The 23,343-nt window shown below is 65.0% G+C and carries 21 protein-coding genes and 1 tRNA gene; all 22 read left to right on the forward strand.

Features of this window, described 5'->3' with window-relative positions; genetic code table 11:
- The 22 genes from tuf (MC375_RS08860) (at nucleotide 1) to rpsC (ending at nucleotide 23,341) form a co-directional block, all read left to right on the forward strand.
- Nucleotides 1–1,191, forward strand: coding sequence for an elongation factor Tu (gene tuf, locus MC375_RS08860; protein WP_242102997.1), 1,191 nt, complete (start codon nucleotides 1–3; stop codon nucleotides 1,189–1,191).
- A gap of 111 nt (nucleotides 1,192–1,302) precedes the next feature.
- Nucleotides 1,303–1,378, forward strand: a tRNA-Trp gene (locus MC375_RS08865).
- Nucleotides 1,379–1,465: 87 nt separating this feature from the next.
- Nucleotides 1,466–1,849, forward strand: coding sequence for a preprotein translocase subunit SecE (gene secE, locus MC375_RS08870; RefSeq protein ID WP_242102998.1), 384 nt, complete (start codon nucleotides 1,466–1,468; stop codon nucleotides 1,847–1,849).
- 9 nt (nucleotides 1,850–1,858) lie between these two features.
- Complete coding sequence (gene nusG, locus MC375_RS08875; RefSeq protein ID WP_242102999.1) at nucleotides 1,859–2,452, forward strand: transcription termination/antitermination protein NusG; 594 nt, start codon at nucleotides 1,859–1,861, stop codon at nucleotides 2,450–2,452.
- Nucleotides 2,453–2,537: 85 nt separating this feature from the next.
- Nucleotides 2,538–2,966: a 50S ribosomal protein L11 gene (gene rplK / locus MC375_RS08880; protein WP_242103000.1), complete on the forward strand. Its 429-nt coding sequence runs from the start codon at nucleotides 2,538–2,540 to the stop codon at nucleotides 2,964–2,966.
- A 4-nt stretch (nucleotides 2,967–2,970) separates the two neighbouring features.
- Nucleotides 2,971–3,669 carry a 50S ribosomal protein L1 gene (gene rplA, locus MC375_RS08885; protein ID WP_242103001.1) on the forward strand — a complete coding sequence of 233 codons (699 nt, stop codon included), beginning with the start codon at nucleotides 2,971–2,973 and terminating at the stop codon, nucleotides 3,667–3,669.
- 477 nt (nucleotides 3,670–4,146) lie between these two features.
- Nucleotides 4,147–4,671, forward strand: a complete 525-nt coding sequence (gene rplJ, locus MC375_RS08890; RefSeq protein ID WP_242103002.1) for a 50S ribosomal protein L10 — start codon at nucleotides 4,147–4,149, stop codon at nucleotides 4,669–4,671.
- A gap of 84 nt (nucleotides 4,672–4,755) precedes the next feature.
- Entirely contained in the window at nucleotides 4,756–5,127 is a 372-nt protein-coding gene (rplL, locus tag MC375_RS08895; RefSeq protein ID WP_242103003.1) for a 50S ribosomal protein L7/L12, read from the forward strand.
- A gap of 400 nt (nucleotides 5,128–5,527) precedes the next feature.
- Nucleotides 5,528–9,685 (forward strand): DNA-directed RNA polymerase subunit beta, encoded by a 4,158-nt coding sequence (gene rpoB / locus MC375_RS08900; protein ID WP_242103004.1) that lies wholly within the window; start codon nucleotides 5,528–5,530, stop codon nucleotides 9,683–9,685.
- Between the two features lie 70 nt (nucleotides 9,686–9,755).
- Complete coding sequence (gene rpoC, locus MC375_RS08905) at nucleotides 9,756–13,985, forward strand: DNA-directed RNA polymerase subunit beta' (RefSeq protein ID WP_242103005.1); 4,230 nt, start codon at nucleotides 9,756–9,758, stop codon at nucleotides 13,983–13,985.
- Nucleotides 13,986–14,271: 286 nt separating this feature from the next.
- Complete coding sequence (gene rpsL, locus MC375_RS08910; protein WP_242103006.1) at nucleotides 14,272–14,646, forward strand: 30S ribosomal protein S12; 375 nt, start codon at nucleotides 14,272–14,274, stop codon at nucleotides 14,644–14,646.
- A 70-nt stretch (nucleotides 14,647–14,716) separates the two neighbouring features.
- Nucleotides 14,717–15,184 carry a 30S ribosomal protein S7 gene (rpsG, locus tag MC375_RS08915; RefSeq protein WP_242103007.1) on the forward strand — a complete coding sequence of 156 codons (468 nt, stop codon included), beginning with the start codon at nucleotides 14,717–14,719 and terminating at the stop codon, nucleotides 15,182–15,184.
- A gap of 191 nt (nucleotides 15,185–15,375) precedes the next feature.
- Nucleotides 15,376–17,466, forward strand: a complete 2,091-nt coding sequence (fusA, locus tag MC375_RS08920; protein ID WP_242103008.1) for an elongation factor G — start codon at nucleotides 15,376–15,378, stop codon at nucleotides 17,464–17,466.
- A gap of 98 nt (nucleotides 17,467–17,564) precedes the next feature.
- On the forward strand, nucleotides 17,565–18,755 hold the full coding sequence (gene tuf, locus MC375_RS08925) for an elongation factor Tu (protein ID WP_242102997.1): 1,191 nt from the start codon (nucleotides 17,565–17,567) through the stop codon (nucleotides 18,753–18,755).
- A 465-nt stretch (nucleotides 18,756–19,220) separates the two neighbouring features.
- Complete coding sequence (rpsJ, locus tag MC375_RS08930) at nucleotides 19,221–19,532, forward strand: 30S ribosomal protein S10 (protein ID WP_143877895.1); 312 nt, start codon at nucleotides 19,221–19,223, stop codon at nucleotides 19,530–19,532.
- 10 nt (nucleotides 19,533–19,542) lie between these two features.
- On the forward strand, nucleotides 19,543–20,199 hold the full coding sequence (rplC, locus tag MC375_RS08935) for a 50S ribosomal protein L3 (RefSeq protein WP_242103009.1): 657 nt from the start codon (nucleotides 19,543–19,545) through the stop codon (nucleotides 20,197–20,199).
- Between the two features lie 2 nt (nucleotides 20,200–20,201).
- Complete coding sequence (gene rplD / locus MC375_RS08940; RefSeq protein ID WP_242103010.1) at nucleotides 20,202–20,807, forward strand: 50S ribosomal protein L4; 606 nt, start codon at nucleotides 20,202–20,204, stop codon at nucleotides 20,805–20,807.
- Complete coding sequence (gene rplW, locus MC375_RS08945; RefSeq protein WP_242103011.1) at nucleotides 20,804–21,133, forward strand: 50S ribosomal protein L23; 330 nt, start codon at nucleotides 20,804–20,806, stop codon at nucleotides 21,131–21,133. The genes rplD and rplW overlap by 4 nt, the downstream gene beginning before the upstream one ends.
- 10 nt (nucleotides 21,134–21,143) lie before the next feature.
- Entirely contained in the window at nucleotides 21,144–21,971 is an 828-nt protein-coding gene (gene rplB, locus MC375_RS08950; RefSeq protein WP_242103012.1) for a 50S ribosomal protein L2, read from the forward strand.
- 5 nt (nucleotides 21,972–21,976) lie between these two features.
- On the forward strand, nucleotides 21,977–22,246 hold the full coding sequence (gene rpsS / locus MC375_RS08955; protein ID WP_242103013.1) for a 30S ribosomal protein S19: 270 nt from the start codon (nucleotides 21,977–21,979) through the stop codon (nucleotides 22,244–22,246).
- 10 nt (nucleotides 22,247–22,256) lie between these two features.
- Nucleotides 22,257–22,592, forward strand: coding sequence for a 50S ribosomal protein L22 (gene rplV / locus MC375_RS08960; protein WP_242103014.1), 336 nt, complete (start codon nucleotides 22,257–22,259; stop codon nucleotides 22,590–22,592).
- 2 nt (nucleotides 22,593–22,594) lie between these two features.
- Nucleotides 22,595–23,341 carry a 30S ribosomal protein S3 gene (gene rpsC, locus MC375_RS08965; RefSeq protein ID WP_242103015.1) on the forward strand — a complete coding sequence of 249 codons (747 nt, stop codon included), beginning with the start codon at nucleotides 22,595–22,597 and terminating at the stop codon, nucleotides 23,339–23,341.
- Nucleotides 23,342–23,343 lie beyond the last annotated feature (2 nt).

Below are 23,343 nucleotides of genomic sequence, written 5' to 3' on the forward strand. Positions count from 1 at the left end.
ATGGCCAAGGGTAAATTCGAGCGCACCAAGCCCCACGTGAACGTGGGCACGATTGGACACGTGGATCACGGCAAGACGACGCTGACGGCGGCGCTGACGAAGATCGGCGCGGAGCGTTTTGGTGGCGAGTTCAAGGCGTACGACCAGATCGACGCGGCGCCGGAAGAGAAGGCGCGCGGGATCACGATTTCGACGGCGCACGTGGAGTACGAGAGCCCGAACCGCCACTACGCGCACGTGGACTGCCCGGGCCACGCGGACTACGTGAAGAACATGATCACCGGTGCGGCGCAGATGGACGGTGCGATCCTGGTGTGCTCGGCCGCGGACGGCCCGATGCCGCAGACGCGCGAGCACATCCTGCTGGCGCGGCAGGTGGGCGTGCCGTACATCGTGGTCTACCTGAACAAGGCGGACATGGTGGACGACGCCGAGCTGCTGGAGCTGGTGGAGATGGAAGTGCGCGAGCTGCTGTCCAAGTACGAGTTCCCGGGCGACGACACCCCGATCGTGAAGGGCTCGGCGCTCAAGGCGCTGGAAGGCGACCAGTCGGAGATCGGTGTGCCCTCGATCCTGCAGCTGGTGGAAGCGCTGGACAGCTATATCCCGCAGCCCGAGCGCGACATCGACAAGGCGTTCCTGATGCCGGTGGAGGACGTGTTCTCGATTTCCGGCCGCGGCACGGTGGTGACCGGGCGGATCGAGCGCGGGATCGTGAAGGTGGGCGACGAGATCGAGATCGTGGGCATCCGTCCGACCCAGAAGACCGTGGTGACGGGCGTGGAGATGTTCCGCAAGCTGCTCGACCAGGGCCAGGCGGGCGACAACGCCGGTCTGCTGCTGCGCGGCACCAAGCGCGACGACGTGGAGCGCGGCCAGGTGCTGTGCAAGCCCGGTTCGATCTCGCCGCACACGGACTTCGAGGCCGAGGTGTACGTACTGAGCAAGGACGAGGGTGGCCGTCACACGCCGTTCTTCAAGGGCTACCGTCCGCAGTTCTACTTCCGGACCACGGACATCACCGGTGCGGTGGAGCTGCCGGAAGGCACCGAGATGGTGATGCCTGGCGACAACGTGAAGATGAAGGTCTCGCTGATCAACCCGGTGGCGATGGACGAGGGTCTGCGTTTTGCGATCCGCGAGGGCGGCCGCACGGTCGGCGCCGGCGTGGTGGCCAAGATCCTGAAGTAAGCCTGCGGCGGCGGAAACGCCGCTGCATCGAGCGCGAACGGCGGGCCGCCTGGCGGTCCGCCTTCGCCGTCTTGAGGAAACACCGACTTTGAGGCCCGAGGTTCCGGATACACGCCAGTAGCTCAATTGGCAGAGCAGCGGTCTCCAAAACCGCAGGTTGGGGGTTCGAGTCCCTCCTGGCGTGCCAATCCTGCGGATCTCGCCGCAACCGCCCGCAGTTTCCATATGCGGACTTTCCACGGACAAGCAGTTTCAATCTGGGTTCTTTAACGACGTGAATTCCAAGGTCGTACAAACCAAGCACGGCGCGTCCGGCGGCGACATCGCGAAGTATGCGTTGGCGCTGTTGCTGGTGGGGGCAGGCGTGTTCGCCTTCTACTGGTTCGCCAACCAGTGGCCCACGCCGGTGCGCGTGCTGGCCGTCTTTGGCGGCCTGGTGCTGGGCGCGGTGGTGTTCCTGACTACCGCCAAGGGCGCGCAGACGCGCGAATTCCTCGGCGAATCGCGTTTTGAGCTGCGCAAGGTGGTCTGGCCGACGCGCCAGGAAGCGTTGCGCACGACCTGGGTCGTGATCGCGGTGGTGATCATCATCAGCCTGATCCTGGCGCTGTTCGACGTGATCATCCAGTGGGCGGTCAAATTCCTGCTGGGGCAGTAACGGACGGATATGGAAACGCAGACGAACGAAAGCAATTCCAATGCCGGCAAGCGCTGGTACGTGGTGCATGCCTACTCGGGCTTCGAGAAGTCGGTAGCGCAGGCGCTGCGCGACCGGATCGCGCGCACCGGCATGCAGGACCGCTTCGGCGACGTGATGGTGCCGACCGAGGAAGTGGTGGAGATGCGCTCCGGCCAGAAGCGCCGTTCCGAGCGCAAGTTCTTCCCTGGCTACGTGCTGGTGCAGATCGCCACGCACGAGGAAGCCGGCATTCCGCGGATGGACAGCGAGAGCTGGCACCTGGTCAAGGAAACGCCGAAGGTGATGGGCTTCATCGGCGGCACCGCGGACAAGCCGTTGCCGATCCGCGACGACGAGGCCGACGCGATCCTGCAGCGCGTGCAGGAAGGCGTGGAGAAGCCGCGTCCCAAGGTGCTGTTCGAGCCGGGCCAGATGGTGCGCGTCACCGACGGCCCGTTCAACGACTTCAACGGCGTGGTCGAGGAAGTCAATTACGAAAAGAGCCGCCTGCGGGTGGCGGTGCTGATCTTCGGGCGCTCCACGCCCGTGGAACTGGAATTCGGCCAGGTCGAGAAGGCCTGACCGCGAAACATCGCCGGCGCGAGTGGTTCGTGCCGGCCAATGACGCGAGGAGCCGCAAGGCGCTTGCACTCGCAGGAGTAGAGCAATGGCAAAGAAAGTCGTCGGTTACATCAAGCTGCAGGTGAAAGCCGGGCAGGCGAATCCTTCGCCGCCGGTCGGTCCTGCCCTGGGCCAGCGCGGCCTGAACATCATGGAATTCTGCAAGGCGTTCAATGCCGCCACGCAGAAGCTGGAACCGGGTCTGCCGATTCCGACCGTGATCACCGCGTACTCGGACCGTACCTTCACCTTCATCACCAAGACGCCGCCGGCGTCGATCCTGCTGAAGAAGGCGGTCGGCATCCAGTCCGGTTCCAAGCGTCCGAACACCGAGAAGGTGGGCAAGGTCACGCGCAAGCAGCTCGAGGACATCGCCAAGGCGAAAGAGCCCGACCTGACCGCGGCGGACCTGGATGCAGCAGTGCGCACCATCGCGGGCTCCGCCCGTTCGATGGGCCTGACGGTGGAGGGCTGAGGCCATGGCACAGACCAAGCGACAGAAAGCGATCGTGGCCGCGGTTGAACCGGGCAAGGTCTATCCGATCGACGAGGCCCTGAAGATCGTGCAGGGCAACGTGAAGACCAAGTTCGTGGAGTCGGTGGACGTGGCCGTGCGCCTCGGCGTCGACGCCAAGAAGTCCGACCAGCAGGTGCGCGGCTCCACCGTGCTGCCCGCCGGCACCGGCAAGACCGTGCGCGTGGCGGTGTTCGCACCCGCAGGCGCCAAGGCCGACGAGGCCCTGGCCGCCGGTGCCGAAGCCGTGGGCATGGACGACCTGGCCGAGAAGATGCAGGCCGGCGACCTGAACTACGACGTGGTCATCGCCACGCCGGATGCGATGCGCGTGGTCGGCAAGCTCGGCCAGGTGCTCGGTCCTCGCGGGCTGATGCCGAACCCGAAGGTGGGCACCGTGTCGCCGAACCCGGCCGAAGCGGTCAAGAACGCCAAGGGCGGCCAGGTGCGTTACCGCACCGACAAGGCCGGCATCATCCACTGCACCATCGGCAAGGCCGACTTCGAAGCCGGCAAGCTCAAGGACAACCTGCAGGCGCTGCTGCTCGACCTGATCAAGGCCAAGCCGGCCACGGCCAAGGGCACTTATCTGCAGAAGATCTCGGTCAGCTCGACCATGGGACCCGGCGTCACCGTGGACCAGTCGTCGCTGGCATTGAAATAACAGGAACTAGTGATCAGGAACTAGGAACTAGAGAAACACCCATCACTAGTTTCTAGTTTCCACCTACTGGTTCCTGGCTTTTTGAGGGCATCGCCAAGGCATCTGCCGGACGCGAGCGCCGTCAAAGACCGCAGGCGCGGTGCGTGGAAGGTTCGACGACGGGCACGGAGGCTCGCTTGGCAAGGAATCGCCGTCGGATCCGACACCGCTGCTTAAGCCGCAAGGGCCTGCGTAGATGGTTGCCGACCCTCCAGTGATTTCGCTACACCTGGAAACGGCCACCGCAAGGGCATCGCGTCGCAAGACCCGGTGCCCCGGCAGCGAAGGACTCGCCGCCGACCTGGTTCCACTTCCGGCGCGGATGCCGGAATTGGTGTTGAAGCAATGTCGTCGGTCGTTGGAATGCGGATCGTTCCGCAACAACCCGGTCATCAATGGCCGGCCTTCCATCTTCCGCCGATCATTCGAGGTAATGCAATGGCTCTCAATCTGACCCAGAAGCAGGAAGTCGTTGCCGAACTGGCGGAGGTCGCCGGCAAGGCGCATTCGCTGGTCGCCGCGGAGTACGCGGGTTTGACAGTCGAGCAGCTGACCAGCCTTCGCAAGAAGGCGCGTCAGGAAGGCGTGTTCCTGAAAGTCGCAAAGAACACGCTGGTCTCGCGCGCAGTGGAGGGGACTGATTACGCCGTCATCGCAGACGAGCTGACCGGTCCGCTGCTGTACGCCTTCTCGAAGGAAGACCCGGGCGCCGCAGGACGCCTGATCAAGGAGTTCGCCAAGGCGAACGACAAGCTGAAGCCGCGACTGGTGTCGTTGGGCGGACAGAAGTACCCAGGCTCCCATGTGGATGTCCTGGCGTCTCTGCCGACCCGCGACCAGGCGCTGTCGATGCTGCTCAGCGTCATGGTCCAGCCCGCCACCATGCTGGTGCGCCTGCTCTCCGAGCCGGCATCGCAGATCGCCCGCGTCACCAACGCGGTCGGCCAGCAGAAGGCCGCCTGACCGTCATTCGGCATACGAAATCCCAGCTTCAAGACAGTACTGCCTAACAGTCGTTTCCAATCTTAGATAACAGAGGTAATCACAATGTCCCTTTCCAACGATCAGATCATCGAAGCGATCGCCGGCAAGTCCCTCATGGAAGTGATGGAACTGGTCAAGGCGATGGAAGAAAAGTTCGGCGTGTCCGCCGCCGCCCCGGTCGCCGTTGCCGCTGGTCCGGCCGCCGCCGCCGCCCCGGTCGAGGAGCAGACCGAGTTCGCCGTGGTGCTGAAGTCGGCCGGCGAGAAGAAGGTCGAGGTCATCAAGGTGGTCCGCGCGATCACTGGCCTGGGCCTGAAGGAAGCCAAGGACCTGACCGAGGCCGGTGGCACCGTGAAGGACGCCGTGTCGAAGGACGACGCCGCCAAGTTCAAGAAGGACCTGGAAGCCGCCGGCGCGACCGTCGAGGTCAAGTGACGGTTTGCGGGCCCGGCGCCGCAGGCGCCGGGCTCGCGCAGATCGTCATCCCCGCAGGCGGGGATCAGGCGTTTTCGATTTTGATCCAAGGTTTATCCGAGCCATCAGCAACACGAACTACAGGATTCCTGCGCTCGCAGGATGACGAGCAAGACCCAAAGCCGGGGGCGCAAGCCTCCGGCCTTTGGCCGTTACTGAAGCCCAAGCAGTTGCAATACCTACAACCAGAGTCGGCAGTTGGAAGTAGCGGGAGAAGGCGTGCTGGTGCCGGCAATACCAGCGACTTCCCACTGCCCGGTTTGGAAACAAGCCCCCCTGAGCGCACCAAGGCGTGCGCTCGCCCGGCAAGCATGAGCGCTTGCCGCGCTTCACCCGCGAAATCACGAGGCGCTAGTTCCCCATGACGCAGCAATACTCCTTCACCGAAAAGAAGCGCATCCGCAAGGACTTCGGCAAGAGCCGCTCGATCCTCGAGGTGCCGTTCCTCCTGGCCATCCAGGTCGACTCCTATCGCGAGTTCCTGCAGGAGCATACCGAGCCGTCCAAGCGCGGCGACAAGGGCCTGCACGCGGCCCTGAAGTCGGTGTTCCCGATCGTCAGCTACAACGGCTACGCGGCGCTGGAATACGTCGGCTACAAGCTGGGCGACCCGGTGTTCGACGAACGCGAATGCCGCAACCGCGGCCTGTCCTACGGCGCGCCGTTGCGCGTCACCGTGCGCCTGGTGATCTACGATCGCGAATCGTCGAGCAAGACGATCAAGTACGTGAAGGAGCAGGAAGTCTACATGGGCGAGATCCCGCTCATGACCGACAACGGCACCTTCATCGTCAACGGAACCGAGCGCGTCATCGTCTCGCAGCTGCACCGCTCGCCCGGCGTGTTCTTCGACCACGATCGCGGCAAGACCCATTCCTCGGGCAAGCTGCTCTACAGCGCCCGCATCATCCCGTACCGCGGTTCGTGGCTGGACTTCGAGTTCGATCCCAAGGATGCGCTGTTCACCCGTATCGACCGCCGCCGCAAGCTGCCGGTCAGCGTGCTGCTGCGCGCGCTGGGCTACTCCAACGAGGAGATGCTCAACGAGTTCTTCGAGATCAACACCTTCCACATCGATCCGAAGGAAGGCGTTCAGCTGGTGCTGGTGCCCGAGCGCCTGCGCGGCGAAACCCTGAATTTCGACCTCGCCGACGGCGACAAGGTGATCGTCGAAGCCGGCAAGCGCATCACCGCGCGCCACGTCAAGCAGCTCGAGGCCTCCGGCATCGAGGCGCTGGCGGTGCCCGACGACTACCTGATCGGCCGGATCCTCTCGCACGACGTGGTCGATGCGAACACCGGCGAACTGCTGGCCACCGCCAACGACGAGATCAGCGAAGAGCAGCTGGCCAAGTTCCGCAAGGCGGGCATCGAGGCCGTGGGCACGCTGTGGGTCAACGACCTCGATCGCGGCGCCTACCTGTCCAACACGCTGCGCATCGACGCGACCAAGACCCAGCTCGAGGCCCTGGTCGAGATCTATCGCATGATGCGGCCGGGCGAGCCGCCGACCAAGGACGCCGCCCAGAACCTGTTCCACAACCTGTTCTTTACCTTCGAGCGCTACGACCTGTCCGGCGTTGGGCGGATGAAGTTCAACCGCCGTATCGGTCGCAAGGAAGTCACCGGCGCGCCGGTGCTGTACGACGCGCGCTATTTCGCCGAGCGCAAGGATGAGGAATCGGTGCGCCTGCGCGAACAGTGCGGCGACATGTCCGACATCCTCGACGTGATCAAGGTCCTGACCGAGATCCGCAACGGCCGCGGCGTGGTCGACGACATCGACCACCTGGGCAACCGTCGCGTGCGCAGCGTGGGCGAGATGGCCGAGAACGTGTTCCGCGTCGGCCTGGTGCGCGTGGAGCGCGCCGTGCGCGAGCGCCTGACCATGGCCGAGGCCGATGGCCTGACCCCGCAGGAGCTGATCAATGCCAAGCCGGTGGCCGCCGCGGTGAAGGAGTTCTTCGGCTCCTCGCAGCTGTCGCAGTTCATGGACCAGAACAATCCGCTGTCGGAAGTCACCCACAAGCGCCGCGTTTCGGCGCTGGGTCCAGGCGGCCTGACCCGCGAACGCGCCGGGTTCGAGGTGCGCGACGTGCATCCGACCCATTACGGTCGCGTGTGCACCATCGAGACGCCGGAAGGCCCCAACATCGGCCTGATCAACTCGCTGGCCGTGTTCGCGCGCACCAACAAGTACGGCTTCCTCGAGACGCCGTACCGCAAGGTCGTGGACGGCCGCATCACCGACGAGATCGAGTACCTCTCGGCGATCGAGGAGAACGAGTTCGTCATCGCCCAGGCCAATGCGCCGCAGGACGGCAAGGGCAATATCGCCGCGCAGTTCGTCGCCTGCCGCTACCAGGGCGAGTCGATGCTGCGTCCGCCCAGTGAGATCCACTTCATGGACGTCTCGCCGATGCAGACCGTATCGGTGGCAGCGGCGCTGGTGCCGTTCCTGGAGCACGACGACGCCAACCGCGCGCTGATGGGCGCCAACATGCAGCGCCAGGCCGTGCCCACCCTCAGGGCGCAGAAGCCGCTGGTCGGTACCGGCATCGAGCGTGCGGTGGCGCGCGACTCGGGCGTGACCGTGAACGCGCGCCGCGGCGGCACGATCGAGCAGATCGACGCCGCGCGCATCGTGGTCAAGGTCAACGAGAGCGAGATCTCGGGCGATACCGATGCCGGCGTCGACATCTACTCGCTGATCAAGTACACGCGTTCTAACCAGAACACCTGCATCAACCAGACTCCTCTGGTGAACGTGGGCGACGTGGTCGCGCGCGGCGACGTGCTGGCCGACGGTCCTTCGACCGACATCGGCGAGCTGGCGCTCGGCCAGAACATGCTGGTCGCGTTCATGCCGTGGAACGGCTACAACTTCGAGGACTCGATCCTGCTCTCCGAGCGCGTGGTCGAGGAGGATCGCTACACCACGATCCATATCGAAGAGCTCACCGTCCAGGCGCGCGACACCAAGCTCGGGCCGGAGGAGATCTCCGCCGACATCCCCAACGTCTCCGAGCAGGCGCTCAACCGCCTGGACGAGAGCGGCGTGGTGTACATCGGTGCCGAAGTGCGCGCCGGCGACATCCTGGTGGGCAAGGTCACACCGAAGGGCGAGAGCCAGCTGACCCCGGAAGAGAAGCTGCTGCGCGCGATCTTCGGCGAGAAGGCCTCGGACGTGAAGGACAGCTCGCTGCGCGTGCCCCCGGGCATGGACGGCGTGGTCATCGACGTGCAGGTCTTCACCCGCGACGGCATCGAGAAGGACAAGCGCGCCCGCCAGATCGAGGAAAACGAGATCAAGCGGGTCAAGAAGGACTTCGACGACCAGTTCCGGATCCTGGAATCGGCGATCTACGCGCGCCTGCGCACCCAGATCCAGGGCAAGGTCGCCAACGGCGGCCCTGGCCTGAAGAAGGGCGACACCGTCACCTCGCTGGTGCTCGACGGGCTGAAGAAGTCCGACTGGTTCCAGCTGCGGATGAAGGACGACGACGCCAGCGATGCGATCGAGCGCGCGCAGAAGCAGATCCAGGCGCACGAGAAGGAGTTCGAGAAGCGCTTCCAGGACAAGCGCGCCAAGATTACCCAGGGCGATGATCTCGCCCCGGGCGTGCTGAAGATGGTCAAGGTGTACCTGGCCGTGAAGCGCCGGATCCAGCCGGGCGACAAGATGGCCGGACGCCACGGCAACAAGGGCGTGGTGTCGACCATTGTGCCGGTGCAGGACATGCCCTACATGGCCGACGGTACCACCGTGGACATCGTGCTCAACCCGCTGGGCGTGCCGAGCCGAATGAACATCGGCCAGATCCTCGAGGTGCACCTGGGCTGGGCGGCGAAGGGCCTGGGCAAGAAGATCGACGCGATGCTGCAGGCCCAGGCCAAGATCGCCGACCTACGCAAATTCCTCGACCAGATCTACAACCACGACGGGCAGCCGGAAAGCCACCGCGTCGACCTGAAGCAGTTCAGCGACGAGGAACTGCTGACGCTGGCGCACAACCTGACCGACGGCGTGCCGATGGCCACCCCGGTGTTCGACGGCGCGGCCGAGTCCGAGATCAAGGCGATGCTCACCCTGGCCGACCTGCCGACCCATGGCCAGACCCAGCTGTACGACGGCCGCACCGGCGATGCGTTCGAGCGCCTGGTGACCGTGGGTTACATGCACATGCTCAAGCTCAACCATCTGGTCGACGACAAGATGCACGCGCGTTCGACCGGCCCGTACTCGCTTGTCACCCAGCAGCCGCTGGGCGGCAAGGCGCAGTTCGGCGGTCAGCGCTTCGGCGAGATGGAAGTCTGGGCGCTGGAAGCCTACGGCGCGGCCTACACCCTGCAGGAAATGCTGACGGTGAAGTCCGACGACGTGCAGGGCCGCAACCAGATGTACAAGAACATCGTCGACGGCGAGCACGAGATGGTCGCGGGGATGCCGGAGTCCTTCAACGTACTGGTGAAGGAAATCCGCTCGCTGGCGATCAACATGGAACTCGAAGAGCACTGAGCCGGGTAGCGCGCGCGGCTAGACCGCGCGCCTGTCCGCGCCCTCATTGCCTTCGAACCGGAGAAATCAAATGAAAGACCTGCTCAACCTGTTCAACCAGCAGCGCCCGACCCTCGACTTCGACGCGATCAAGATCGCGCTGGCGTCGCCGGATTTGATCCGCTCCTGGTCCTTCGGCGAGGTGAAGAAGCCGGAGACGATCAACTACCGTACCTTCAAGCCCGAGCGCGACGGCCTGTTCTGCGCTGCGATCTTCGGGCCGATCAAGGACTACGAGTGCCTGTGCGGCAAGTACAAGCGCATGAAGCACCGCGGCGTGGTCTGCGAGAAGTGCGGCACCGAAGTGACCCTGGCCAAGGTGCGCCGCGAGCGCATGGGCCACATCGACCTGGCTTCGCCGGTCGCGCACATCTGGTTCCTCAAGTCGCTGCCCTCGCGCATCGGCCTGATGCTGGACATGACCCTGCGCGACATCGAACGCATCCTGTACTTCGAGGCCTATGTGGTCACCGAACCGGGCCTGACCCCGCTCGAGCAGGGCCAGCTGCTCAACGAAGAGCAGTACATGACCGCGCGCCAGGAGCACGGCGACGACTTCGACGCAGCGATGGGCGCCGAAGCCGTGTTCGAACTGCTGCGCACGATCGACCTGCAGGCCGAGATGGTCAAGCTGAAGGAAGAGATCGCCGGCACCGGCTCGGAAACCAAGCTCAAGCGCCTGACCAAGCGGATCAAGCTGGTCGAGGCATTCCTCGAGTCGGGCAATCGTCCCGAGTGGATGGTCATGACCGTGCTGCCGGTGCTGCCGCCGGACCTGCGCCCGCTCGTCCCCCTGGACGGCGGCCGCTTCGCGACGTCGGACCTCAATGACCTGTACCGCCGCGTCATCAACCGCAACAACCGCCTGCGCCGCCTGCTCGAACTCAATGCGCCCGACATCATCGTGCGCAACGAGAAGCGCATGCTGCAGGAATCGGTCGACGCGCTGATGGACAACGGCCGCCGCGGCCGCGCCATCACCGGTACCAACAAGCGCCCGCTCAAGTCGCTGGCCGACATGATCAAGGGCAAGCAGGGCCGCTTCCGCCAGAACCTGCTCGGCAAGCGCGTCGACTACTCGGGCCGTTCGGTCATCGTGGTCGGCCCGACCCTGCGCCTGCACGAGTGCGGCCTGCCGAAGAAAATGGCGCTGGAGCTGTTCAAGCCCTTCATCTTCGCCAAGCTGCAGCGCCGTGGCCTGGCCACGACGATCAAGGCCGCCAAGAAGCTGGTCGAGCGCGAAGAAGCCGAGGTGTGGGACATCCTGGAAGAGGTGATCCGCGAGCATCCGGTGTTGCTCAACCGCGCCCCGACCCTGCACCGCCTCGGCATCCAGGCGTTCGAGCCGGTGCTGATCGAAGGCAAGGCGATCCAGCTGCATCCGCTGGTCTGCACCGCGTTCAACGCTGACTTCGACGGCGACCAGATGGCCGTGCACGTTCCGCTGAGCCTGGAGGCTCAGCTGGAAGCGCGCGCGCTGATGATGTCGACCAACAACATCCTCTCGCCCGCCAACGGCGAGCCGATCATCGTGCCGTCGCAGGACGTGGTGCTCGGCCTGTACTACATGACCCGCGCGCTGGAGAACGAGCCGGGCGAAGGCATGGCCTTCGCCAACGTGTCGGAAGTGCGTCGAGCCTTCGACAACAAGGCTGCCGGCCTGCACGCCAAGGTCAAGGTGCGCATCAGCGAGGTGGTGGTGAACGAGGACGGTTCGCGCGAACCGCGTACCTCGATCATCGACACCACTGTCGGTCGTGCCCTGTTGGCGGAAATCCTGCCCGAAGGCCTGCCGTTCGCCCTGGTCAACACCGAGCTGACCAAGAAGAACATCAGCCGCCTGATCAACACCTGCTACCGCATGCTGGGCCTGAAGGACACGGTCGTGTTCGCCGACCAGCTGATGTACACCGGCTTCGCCAACGCCACCCGCGCGGGCGTGTCGATCGGCATCGACGACATGATCATTCCGGGTGAGAAGAAGGGCATCCTGGCCGAGGCCGAGGACGAAGTGCTGGAAATCCAGCAGCAGTACCAGAGCGGCCTGGTCACCGGCGGCGAGCGCTACAACAAGGTGGTCGACATCTGGTCGCGCACCAACGAGCGCGTGGCCAAGGCGATGATGGAGGCGATCGGCACCGACCGGGTGAAGAACGCCAAGGGCGAGATGGTCGACCAGAAGTCGATGAACTCGATCTACATCATGGCCGACTCCGGCGCGCGTGGTTCGCAGGCGCAGATCCGCCAGCTCGCGGGCATGCGCGGCCTGATGGCCAAGCCGGACGGCTCGATCATCGAGACGCCGATCACCGCGAACTTCCGCGAGGGCCTGAACGTCCTGCAGTACTTCATCTCGACCCACGGTGCCCGTAAGGGTCTCGCCGATACCGCGTTGAAGACCGCGAACTCCGGTTACCTGACCCGCCGCCTGGTCGACGTGGCCCAGGATGTGGTGATCACCGAGGACGACTGCGGCACGCTCGCCGGCCTGACCATGACCCCGATCGTGGAAGGCGGCGATGTGGTCGAGCCGCTGCGCGACCGCGTGCTGGGCCGGATCGTGGCCGAGGACGTGTTCCTGCCGGGCAACGACGAGGATCCGTTCGTCACCCGCAACACCCTGCTGGACGAGGCCTGGGTGCAGAAGCTCGAGGACGCCGGCGTGCAGGCGATCAAGGTGCGTTCCACCATCACCTGCGAGAGCGGCTTCGGCGTGTGCGCCAGCTGCTACGGGCGCGATCTGGGCCGTGGCCACACCGTCAACCACGGTGAAGCGGTGGGCGTGGTCGCCGCGCAGTCCATCGGCGAGCCCGGCACCCAGCTGACGATGCGGACCTTCCACATCGGCGGCGCGGCTTCGCGGGCGGCGGCGATCGACAACGTCACGGTCAAGACCACCGGTTCGATCAAGTTCAACAACCTCAAGCACGTCCAGCACGCCAGTGGCCATCTGGTCGCGGTGTCGCGCTCGGGCGAACTGTCGGTGCTGGACAGCCACGGCCGCGAGCGCGAGCGCTACAAGCTGCCTTACGGCGCGACCATCCACGTCAAGGACGGCGGCGCCCTCAAGGCCGGGCAGACCGTGGCGAACTGGGATCCGCATAACCACCCGATCGTGTCGGAAGTGGCCGGTTTCATGCGCTTCGTCGATTTCGTCGACGGCGTGACCGTGATCGAGAAGACCGACGAGCTGACCGGCCTGGCCTCGCGCGAGATCACCGATCCCAAGCGTCGCGGCAACCAGGGCAAGGACCTGCGGCCGATCGTGCGCATCGTCGACAAGGCGGGCAAGGATCTCAGCATCCCGGGTACCGACCTGCCGGCCCAGTACCTGCTGCCGCCGCGTTCGATCGTCAACCTGCAGGACGGGGCGGCGGTCGGGGTCGGCGACGTGGTCGCCAAGATCCCGCAGGAAGCCTCCAAGACCCGCGACATCACCGGTGGTCTGCCGCGCGTGGCCGACCTGTTCGAGGCGCGCAAGCCCAAGGATCCGGCGATCCTGGCCGAGCGTTCGGGCGTGGTCAGCTTCGGCAAGGACACCAAGGGCAAGCAGCGCCTGATCATCAAGGGCGCCGATGGCGAGGAGCATGAGGAGCTGATCCCGAAGTACCGCCAGATCATCGTGTTCGAAGGCGAGCACGTGGAGAAGGGCGAGACCGTGGTGGACGGCGAACCCAGCCCGCAGGACATCCTGCGGCTGAAGGGCGTCGAGGAACTGGCCGCGTACCTGGTCAAGGAGATCCAGGACGTCTACCGCCTGCAGGGCGTGAAGATCAACGACAAGCACATCGAGGTGATCATTCGCCAGATGCTGCGCAAGGTCGAGATCACCGACCAGGGCGACGGCAAGTTCCTGCACGGCGAGCAGGCCGAGCGCCAGCGCGTGATCGAGGAAAACGTCAAACTCCTGGCCAAGGGCGAGCTGCCGATCCGCTTCGAGCCGGTCCTGCTGGGCATCACCAAGGCCTCGCTGGCGACCGAGTCGTTCATCTCGGCTGCGTCGTTCCAGGAGACTACCCGGGTGCTGACCGAGGCCGCCGTCCGCGGTACCCGCGACGGCCTGCGCGGGCTCAAGGAAAACGTGATCGTCGGCCGTCTGATCCCGGCCGGTACCGGTCTGGCCTATCACAACGAACGCCGGCGCAATGCTTCCGGGCTCACCCAGGCGGAAATGGACGCCCTGTCGGGCGCCCCCGCCGAATCGACCCCGGCCGAGGCCGGCGAGACGGCCGAAGCGAGCGAGGAGTCCAGCGCCAGCTAAGTCGCGATGACCCAGGCGGCCCAAGGGGTCGCCGCAGAACCCGAAATGAGGCGCAGGGAGCGCCTCGTGTTCGGCCCAGGAGGGGCGGGGAACCGCCGGGAGCGAAGGCTCCCGACCGGTGGTTCGGGCTACGGCCCGGCCCCGGCGGCAACAGGTCCGCGTTGACGGTGATCGTCGGCGCGGGCTATACTTTTTCGTCTAAGCAGGCCGCAGTTGCGTCCTGCTTTAGTTTTCGTCGAATACGACCCGTGCAGGCTTCGGCCTCGAAACCAAGAACCCAAACCCGATGGCAACGATCAACCAGCTGGTGCGCAAGCCGCGCAGCCCGGAAACCTACAAGAGCACGTCGCCCGCGCTCGCCAACTGCCCGCAGCGTCGTGGCGTGTGCACCCGCGTGTACACCACCACGCCGAAGAAGCCGAACTCGGCCCTGCGCAAGGTGGCGAAAGTGCGCCTGACCAACGGGTACGAGGTCATCTCGTACATCGGCGGCGAAGGCCACAACCTGCAGGAACACAGCGTGGTGCTGATCCGCGGCGGCCGCGTCAAGGACCTGCCGGGTGTGCGCTATCACACCGTGCGCGGTTCGCTCGATGCCGCCGGCGTGGCCAAGCGCCGCCAGGGCCGCTCCAAGTACGGCGCGAAGCGTCCGAAGTCCTGATTCATGAAGACGGGCCCAGGCCCATCCCGGATTTGACGGCGGGCCAGGCCCGCCCTACGAGAGAAGCAACATGTCGCGTAAAGGCAATACCCCGCAGCGTTCGGTGCTGCCCGACCCGAAGCACGGCAGCGAGACCATCGCCCGCTTCATCAACATGGTCATGCAGAGCGGCAAGAAGTCGGTCGCCGAGAAGATCGTGTATGGCGCCATGGACACGATCGGCGAGAAGAATCCCAACGCGCTCGAACTGGTCGAGAAGGCGCTCAGCAATGTGTCGCCTGCGGTCGAGGTGAAGTCGCGTCGCGTCGGCGGCGCCACCTACCAGGTGCCGGTCGAAGTACGCGCTTCGCGGCGCATGGCGCTGGCGATGCGCTGGCTGATCGAGTCGGCCCGCAAGCGCGGCGAGAACTCGATGCCGCGCAAGCTCGCCGGCGAGCTGATCGACGCTTCCGAGAACCGCGGCGGCGCGATCAAGAAGCGCGAGGAAACCCACCGCATGGCCGAAGCCAACAAGGCCTTCGCGCACTACCGCTGGTAAGACTGTCGGCGCGGGTCCGCTAAGCCCGCAAGGCGCAGAGACAAGCGCCATCGCAGCGGCTCCCTCCGGGACCACCGCCGCACCAGACCGACGGCCGCCGAAAGGCGGCCATCGGCCATCCGGAACCCAGGTTCGCACAGGCAGGCACGCCACAGCGAACGCAGCTGCTCAAGAAGCAAAGAGAGATTACCGTGGCCCGCACCACCCCCATCGAGCGTTACCGCAACTTCGGCATCATGGCGCACATCGATGCCGGCAAGACCACGACCACCGAACGCATCCTGTTCTACACCGGTGTCAACCACAAGATCGGCGAGGTGCACGAAGGCGCCGCGACGATGGACTGGATGGAGCAGGAGCAGGAGCGCGGCATCACCATCACTTCGGCCGCCACCACGGCGTTCTGGAAGGGCATGGACCAGTCGCTGCCTGAGCATCGGTTCAACATCATCGATACCCCCGGGCACGTCGACTTCACCATCGAGGTCGAGCGTTCGCTGCGCGTGCTCGATGGCGCGGTGTTCGTGCTGTGCGCCGTCGGCGGCGTGCAGCCGCAGTCCGAGACCGTGTGGCGCCAGGCCAACAAGTACAAGGTGCCGCGGCTTGCGTTCGTCAACAAGATGGACCGCACCGGCGCCAACTTCGACAAGGTGGTCGAACAGCTCAAGTCGCGCCTGGGTGCCTACCCGGTGCCGATGCAGGTGCCGATCGGCGCCGAGGAGAACTTCGAAGGCGTGGTCGACCTGATCAAGATGAAGGCGATCGCCTGGGACGTCGCGTCGCAGGGCACCAAGTTCAACTACATCGACGTTCCCGCCCACCTGGTCGAGAAGTGCGCCGAGGCGCGCAACTTCATGGTCGAGGCCGCCGCCGAGGCGTCGGAAGAGCTGATGGACAAGTACCTCAACGAGGGCGATCTGTCCGAAGCCGAAATCGTGGCCGGCATCCGCGAGCGCACGCTCAAGACCGAAGTGATTCCGGTCTACTGCGGCACCGCGTTCAAGAACAAGGGCGTGCAGGCGATGCTCGACGCGGTGATCCAGCTGCTGCCGTCGCCGATCGACCGCCCGCCGGTGCAGGGCATCGACGAGAACGACAAGGAAGACCATCGCCAGGCCTCGGACAGCGAGCCGTTCTCGGCACTCGCGTTCAAGATCATGACCGATCCGTTCGTGGGTTCGCTCACGTTCTTCCGGGTGTATTCGGGCACGCTCAACTCCGGCGACCAGGTCTACAACCCGATCAAGTCGAAGAAGGAGCGCATCGGCCGCATCCTGCAGATGCACGCGAACAACCGCGACGAGATTAAGGAAGTGCGCGCCGGCGACATTGCCGCGGCCGTGGGCCTGAAGGACGTGACCACCGGCGACACGCTGTGCTCGCAGGATCACGTGATCACGCTCGAGCGCATGACCTTCCCGGAGCCGGTCATCTCGATGGCGGTCGAGCCCAAGACCAAGTCCGACCAGGAAAAGATGGGCATCGCCCTGGGCCGTCTGGCCCAGGAAGACCCGTCGTTCCGCGTGCGTACCGACGAGGAATCCGGCCAGACCATCATCTCGGGCATGGGCGAGCTGCACCTGGACATCCTGGTGGATCGCATGAAGCGCGAGTTCAACGTGGAAGCCAATGTCGGCAAGCCGCAGGTCGCCTATCGCGAAACCATCCGCAAGGCGGTCAAGGCCGAAGGCAAGTTCGTGCGCCAGTCCGGCGGCAAGGGCCAGTTCGGCCACGTGTGGCTGGAGATCTCGCCCAACGAGCAGGGCAAGGGCTACGAGTTCGAGAACGCGATCGTCGGCGGTGTGGTGCCGAAGGAATACATCCCCGCGGTCGACAAGGGCATCCAGGAAGCGGTCGCCAACGGCATCATGGCCGGCTATCCGATCGTCGACGTCAAGGTCAAGCTGGTCGACGGTTCGTACCACGAGGTCGACTCGTCGGAAATGGCCTTCAAGATTGCAGGTTCGATGGGCTTCAAGGAAGGCTTCAACAAGGCCAGCCCGGTGCTGCTCGAGCCGATGATGAAGGTCGAGATCGTGAGCCCCGAGGACTATCTCGGCGACGTGATGGGCGACGTGAGCCGTCGTCGCGGCATCCTGCAGGGCCAGGACGACAGTCCGTCGGGCAAGATCATCAACGCGATGATCCCGCTGGGCGAGATGTTCGGCTACGCCACGTCGCTGCGTTCGATGTCGCAGGGACGCGCCACGTTCACGATGGAGTTCGACCATTACGCCGAGGCTCCGACCAACATCGCCGAAGCGGTGATCAAGAAGAATTAAGAGCCGGGATGCGGGAATCGGGATTCGAGATTCGCAACATAGCGAATCCCGCCTTTCCGAATCCCCAATCCCCAATCCCCAATCCCGGAGTTTTAGAAATGGCCAAGGGTAAATTCGAGCGCACCAAGCCCCACGTGAACGTGGGCACGATTGGACACGTGGATCACGGCAAGACGACGCTGACGGCGGCGCTGACGAAGATCGGCGCGGAGCGTTTTGGTGGCGAGTTCAAGGCGTACGACCAGATCGACGCGGCGCCGGAAGAGAAGGCGCGCGGGATCACGATTTCGACGGCGCACGTGGAGTACGAGAGCCCGAACCGCCACTACGCGCACGTGGACTGCCCGGGCCACGCGGACTACGTGAAGAACATGATCACCGGTGCGGCGCAGATGGACGGTGCGATCCTGGTGTGCTCGGCCGCGGACGGCCCGATGCCGCAGACGCGCGAGCACATCCTGCTGGCGCGGCAGGTGGGCGTGCCGTACATCGTGGTCTACCTGAACAAGGCGGACATGGTGGACGACGCCGAGCTGCTGGAGCTGGTGGAGATGGAAGTGCGCGAGCTGCTGTCCAAGTACGAGTTCCCGGGCGACGACACCCCGATCGTGAAGGGCTCGGCGCTCAAGGCGCTGGAAGGCGACCAGTCGGAGATCGGTGTGCCCTCGATCCTGCAGCTGGTGGAAGCGCTGGACAGCTATATCCCGCAGCCCGAGCGCGACATCGACAAGGCGTTCCTGATGCCGGTGGAGGACGTGTTCTCGATTTCCGGCCGCGGCACGGTGGTGACCGGGCGGATCGAGCGCGGGATCGTGAAGGTGGGCGACGAGATCGAGATCGTGGGCATCCGTCCGACCCAGAAGACCGTGGTGACGGGCGTGGAGATGTTCCGCAAGCTGCTCGACCAGGGCCAGGCGGGCGACAACGCCGGTCTGCTGCTGCGCGGCACCAAGCGCGACGACGTGGAGCGCGGCCAGGTGCTGTGCAAGCCCGGTTCGATCTCGCCGCACACGGACTTCGAGGCCGAGGTGTACGTACTGAGCAAGGACGAGGGTGGCCGTCACACGCCGTTCTTCAAGGGCTACCGTCCGCAGTTCTACTTCCGGACCACGGACATCACCGGTGCGGTGGAGCTGCCGGAAGGCACCGAGATGGTGATGCCTGGCGACAACGTGAAGATGAAGGTCTCGCTGATCAACCCGGTGGCGATGGACGAGGGTCTGCGTTTTGCGATCCGCGAGGGCGGCCGCACGGTCGGCGCCGGCGTGGTGGCCAAGATCCTGAAGTGACGGTCCGTCAGCCGCGCTAGTGGATCGCCATCCCCCCGAAGGCGGGGATCCAGGGCCGTGCTGTGCCAGGCAATGGCAAAGCAACGTCCCGTAGGGGCCGCTTCGCGGGCATGACGAACAAGGTTGCGGGGGTTGCGAACAACCCCTGCAGCCCGCTAGAATGCTCAGCTCACTTCGCTGGATAGCCTTCTGGCCACCCGCGAAGCCGCGAAATGAGGGGCAGGATGCACCTCGTATTCGCCAGACAGGGAATCTTGTCGCGTGGCAGTGCCTCGTCCGTCCCGAAATTGGTTCGGGACATATCGGCGGGGTGTTTTGTCGCGTTCACGCATTCTCCGTCTGGGCGGGCCGGGCAATCGGTCTGCCTTTTGTTTTGGTCGTTAACGCAACACAAGTTATTGAATAACAAGGGGTTCCGCGCACCCAGCCGCGGAATCTGTCGCTCTTTCAACGAGGAATTCCGTCATGGCGGACCAGAAAATCAGGATCCGGCTCAAGGCGTTCGATCATCGGCTGATCGACCGTTCCACGAGCGAGATCGTCGAAACGGCCAAGCGGACCGGCGCGCAGGTGCGCGGCCCGATCCCGCTGCCGACCAAGATCGAGCGTTACACCGTGCTGGTGTCGCCGCACGTCGACAAGGACGCGCGCGACCAGTACGAGACCCGCACGCACAAGCGCGTGCTCGACATCGTGGACCCCAACGACAAGACCGTGGACGCGCTGATGAAGCTCGAGCTCGCGGCTGGCGTCGACGTCCAGATCAAGCTGACCTGAGGAGGCTGACATGAGTGCGAAGATCCATTCGCTCGGCATCGTCGGTCGCAAGGCCGGCATGAGCCGCCTCTTCACCGAGGACGGCAAGTCGGTTCCGGTGACCCTGATCGAGGCGACCCCGAACCGCATCACCCAGATCAAGACGGTCGCCACCGACGGCTATAGCGCCGTGCAGATTGCGGTCGGCAGCAAGCGCGCTGCGCTGGTCAACAAGCCGGAAACCGGCCACCTGGCCAAGGCCAAGGTGGAAGCGGGTCGGGGCCTGTGGGAACTGCGCGTGGCCGACGACAAGATCGGCGACTTCGAAGTGGGTGGCGAGATCAAGGCCGACATCTTCTCCGAAGGCCAGATCGTCGACGTCCAGGGCGTGACCAAGGGCAAGGGCTTCCAGGGCACGATCAAGCGCTGGAACTTCCGCATGGGCGACGCCACCCACGGCAACTCGCTCTCGCATCGCTCGCCGGGTTCGATCGGCCAGCGCCAGACCCCGGGGCGCGTGTTTCCGGGCAAGAAGATGGCCGGCCACATGGGCGCCGAAACCCAGACCACCCAGCGTCTGCAGGTGGTCAAGGTCGACGCCGAGCGTGGCCTGATCGCGATCCGCGGCGCGGTGCCGGGCGCACCGGGCGGCGACGTGATCGTGCGTCCGTCGAGCAAGGGAGTTTGATGATGGAACTTGCCATCAATAACAGCGCCAACAAGCTGTCGGTGTCCGACGCCGTGTTCGGCCGCGAATTCAGCGAAGACCTGGTCCACCAGGTCGTTGTCGCCTATCGCAATGCCGGTCGCGCCGGAACCAAGGCGCAGAAGACCCGTTCCGAAGTGAACGGCACCACCAAGAAGTCGAAGAAGCAGAAGGGCGGCGGCGCGCGTCATGGCGCGTTGACGGCGCCGATCTTCGTCGGCGGCGGCGTGACCTTCGCGGCCAAGCCGCGCAGCTTCGCGCAGAAGGTCAACCGCAAGATGTACCGCGCGGCGATTTCGTCGATCCTGTCCGAGCTCAACCGCCAGGGTCGCCTGAAGGTGGTCGACGCGTTCGACGTGGACCAGACCAAGACGAGTGGCCTGGTCGCGAAGCTGAAGGATCTCGATCTCGGCCGTCGCCCACTGATCGTCACCGAAGAGGCTTCCGAGCACCTGTATCTGTCTGCGCGCAACCTTCCGTACGTGGAAGTGCGCGACGTGCAGGGCCTGGATCCGGTGTCTCTGGTCGGCGCCGACAGCGTGCTGATCACCACCGATGCGGTGAAGAAGATCGAGGAGTGGCTGGCATGAGCAAGCAAGTCAGCGCCGCAGGCAAGCCCGCGTCGGCGAACATCTACAACATCATCCGTGCCCCGCGCGTGTCGGAAAAGACCGCGCGCCTGCAGGAAGTCTCGAACCAATACGCGTTCGAAGTCGCGCGCGATGCCACCAAGGCCGACATCAAGGCGGCGATCGAACAGCTGTTCGACGTCAAGGTCGAATCGGTCAACGTGGTCAACGTGAAGGGAAAGGCGAAAGCCTTCCGCCAGCGCCAGGGTAGCCGCGGCAATTCGCGCAAGGCGTACGTGAAGCTGGCCGAAGGCCAGTCGATCGACGTCATGACGGCCAAGGTCTGAGGAACGTCCCATGCCATTGATGAAATTCAAGCCTACGTCCCCCGGCCGCCGCAGCGCGGTCCGGGTGGTCACGCCCGACCTGCACAAGGGCGCGCCGCACGCGGCCCTGGTCGAGAAGCAGGGCAAGACCGGTGGCCGCAACCACCACGGCCGGATCACCACCCGACATATCGGCGGCGGCCACAAGCAGCATTACCGCCTGATCGACTTCAAGCGCGACAAGGAGAACATTCCGGCGCGCGTCGAGCGGATCGAATACGACCCCAACCGCACCGCTCATATCGCGCTGCTTTGCTACGTCGACGGCGAGCGCCGCTACATCATCGCGCCCAAGGGCCTGAAGGCCGGCGATCAGGTGATCGCGGGCAGCAGCGCCCCGATCAAGGCAGGCAACACCCTGCCGCTGCGCAACATTCCGGTCGGTTCCACCGTGCACTGCATCGAGATGAAGCCCGGCAAGGGCGCACAGCTCGCGCGTGCGGCCGGTGCCGGCGTGCAGCTGATCGCGCGCGAGGGCGTTTACGCCACGCTGCGTCTGCGCTCCGGTGAGATGCGCCGCGTTCCGGCTGAGTGCCGCGCCACCATCGGCGAAGTCGGCAATGTCGAGCACAACTTGGAAAAGCTGGGCAAGGCAGGCGCGAAGCGCTGGCGCGGCATCAAGCCGACCGTGCGCGGCGCGGCCATGAACCCGGTCGACCACCCGCACGGCGGCGGCGAGGCCAAGGCCGGGCAGGGCAATCCGCACCCGGTCACCCCGTGGGGCGTTCCGACCAAGGGTTACAAGACCCGCAAGAACAAGCGCACCCAGCAGTTCATCGTGCGCGACCGCAGGAGCTAACCGGCATGGCACGTTCACTCAAGAAGGGCCCGTTCGTCGACCACCACCTGATCAAGAAGGTGGAGTCCGCGGGCAACACCAAGAAGCCGATCAAGACCTGGTCGCGCCGTTCGATGGTCATGCCGGAAATGGTCGGCTTCACCATCGCCATCCACAACGGCAAGAACCACGTGCCCGTGCTGGTCAACGAGAACATGGTCGGGCACAAGCTCGGCGAATTTGCGCTGACCCGTACGTTCAAGGGCCACGGCGGCGACAAGAAGGCCGGGAAGTAAGGAGATGACCATGGAAGCCAAGGCAATCCTGCGCACCGCGCGCATCTCCCCGCAGAAGGCCCGCCTGGTCGCCGACCAGGTGCGCGGGCTGTCGGCCGAGCGCGCCGTCAACCTGCTGCGGTTCTCGGACAAGAAAGCCGCGCACATGATCCGCAAGGTCGTGGAGTCGGCGATCGCCAATGCCGAGAACAACCAGGGCGCCGACGTCGACGAGCTGAAGGTCAAGACCATCATGGTCGACGAAGGTCCCACGCTGAAGCGTTTCATGGCCCGCGCCAAGGGTCGCGGTACGCGCATTCTCAAGCGCACCAGCCACATCACCGTGGTCGTGGGCGAGGGCAAGTAATCATGGGTCATAAAGTTCATCCGACCGGCATCCGCCTGGGCATTTCCAAGGACTGGAATTCCAAGTGGTATGCCAACAAGAAGCAGTACGCCGGTTTCCTGGCCGCCGACCTGCGCGTGCGCGAGATGCTGCGCAAGCGCCTGGCGCAGGCGGGCATCAGCAAGATCCTGATCGAGCGTCCGGCCAACAACGCGCGCGTCACAATCCACACCGCCCGTCCGGGCGTGGTGATCGGCAAGCGTGGCGAGGACATCGAGAAGCTGCGCAAGGACGTGAGCGACCTGATGGGCGTCCCGGCGCACATCAACGTGACCGAAGTGCGCAAGCCTGAGCTCGACGCGCAGCTGGTCGCCGAGTCGATCGCGCAGCAGCTCGAGCGCCGCATCATGTTCCGTCGCGCGATGAAGCGCGCCGTCGGCAATGCGATGCGCCTGGGCGCGCTGGGCATCAAGGTGAACGTGGCCGGCCGCCTGAACGGCGCCGAGATCGCGCGTTCGGAGTGGTACCGCGAAGGCCGGGTGCCGCTGCATACCCTGCGCGCCGACGTGGATTACGGCTTTGCCGAAGCCAAGACCACCTACGGGATCATCGGTATCAAGGTCTGGATCTACAAGGGCGAAATCTTCGATTTCAGCCAGGTCGGCCAGGAGAAGCAGGACGACACGCCGTCGCGCGGCGACCGTCCGGACCGTGGCGATCGCGAGCGTCCGCGTGGACCGCGCCGCGACCGTGGTGAGGCGAGGGAGTAAAC

The sequence above is a fragment of the Lysobacter sp. M2-1 genome (assembly GCF_022662495.1).
Classification (GTDB): domain Bacteria; phylum Pseudomonadota; class Gammaproteobacteria; order Xanthomonadales; family Xanthomonadaceae; genus JAKPBU01.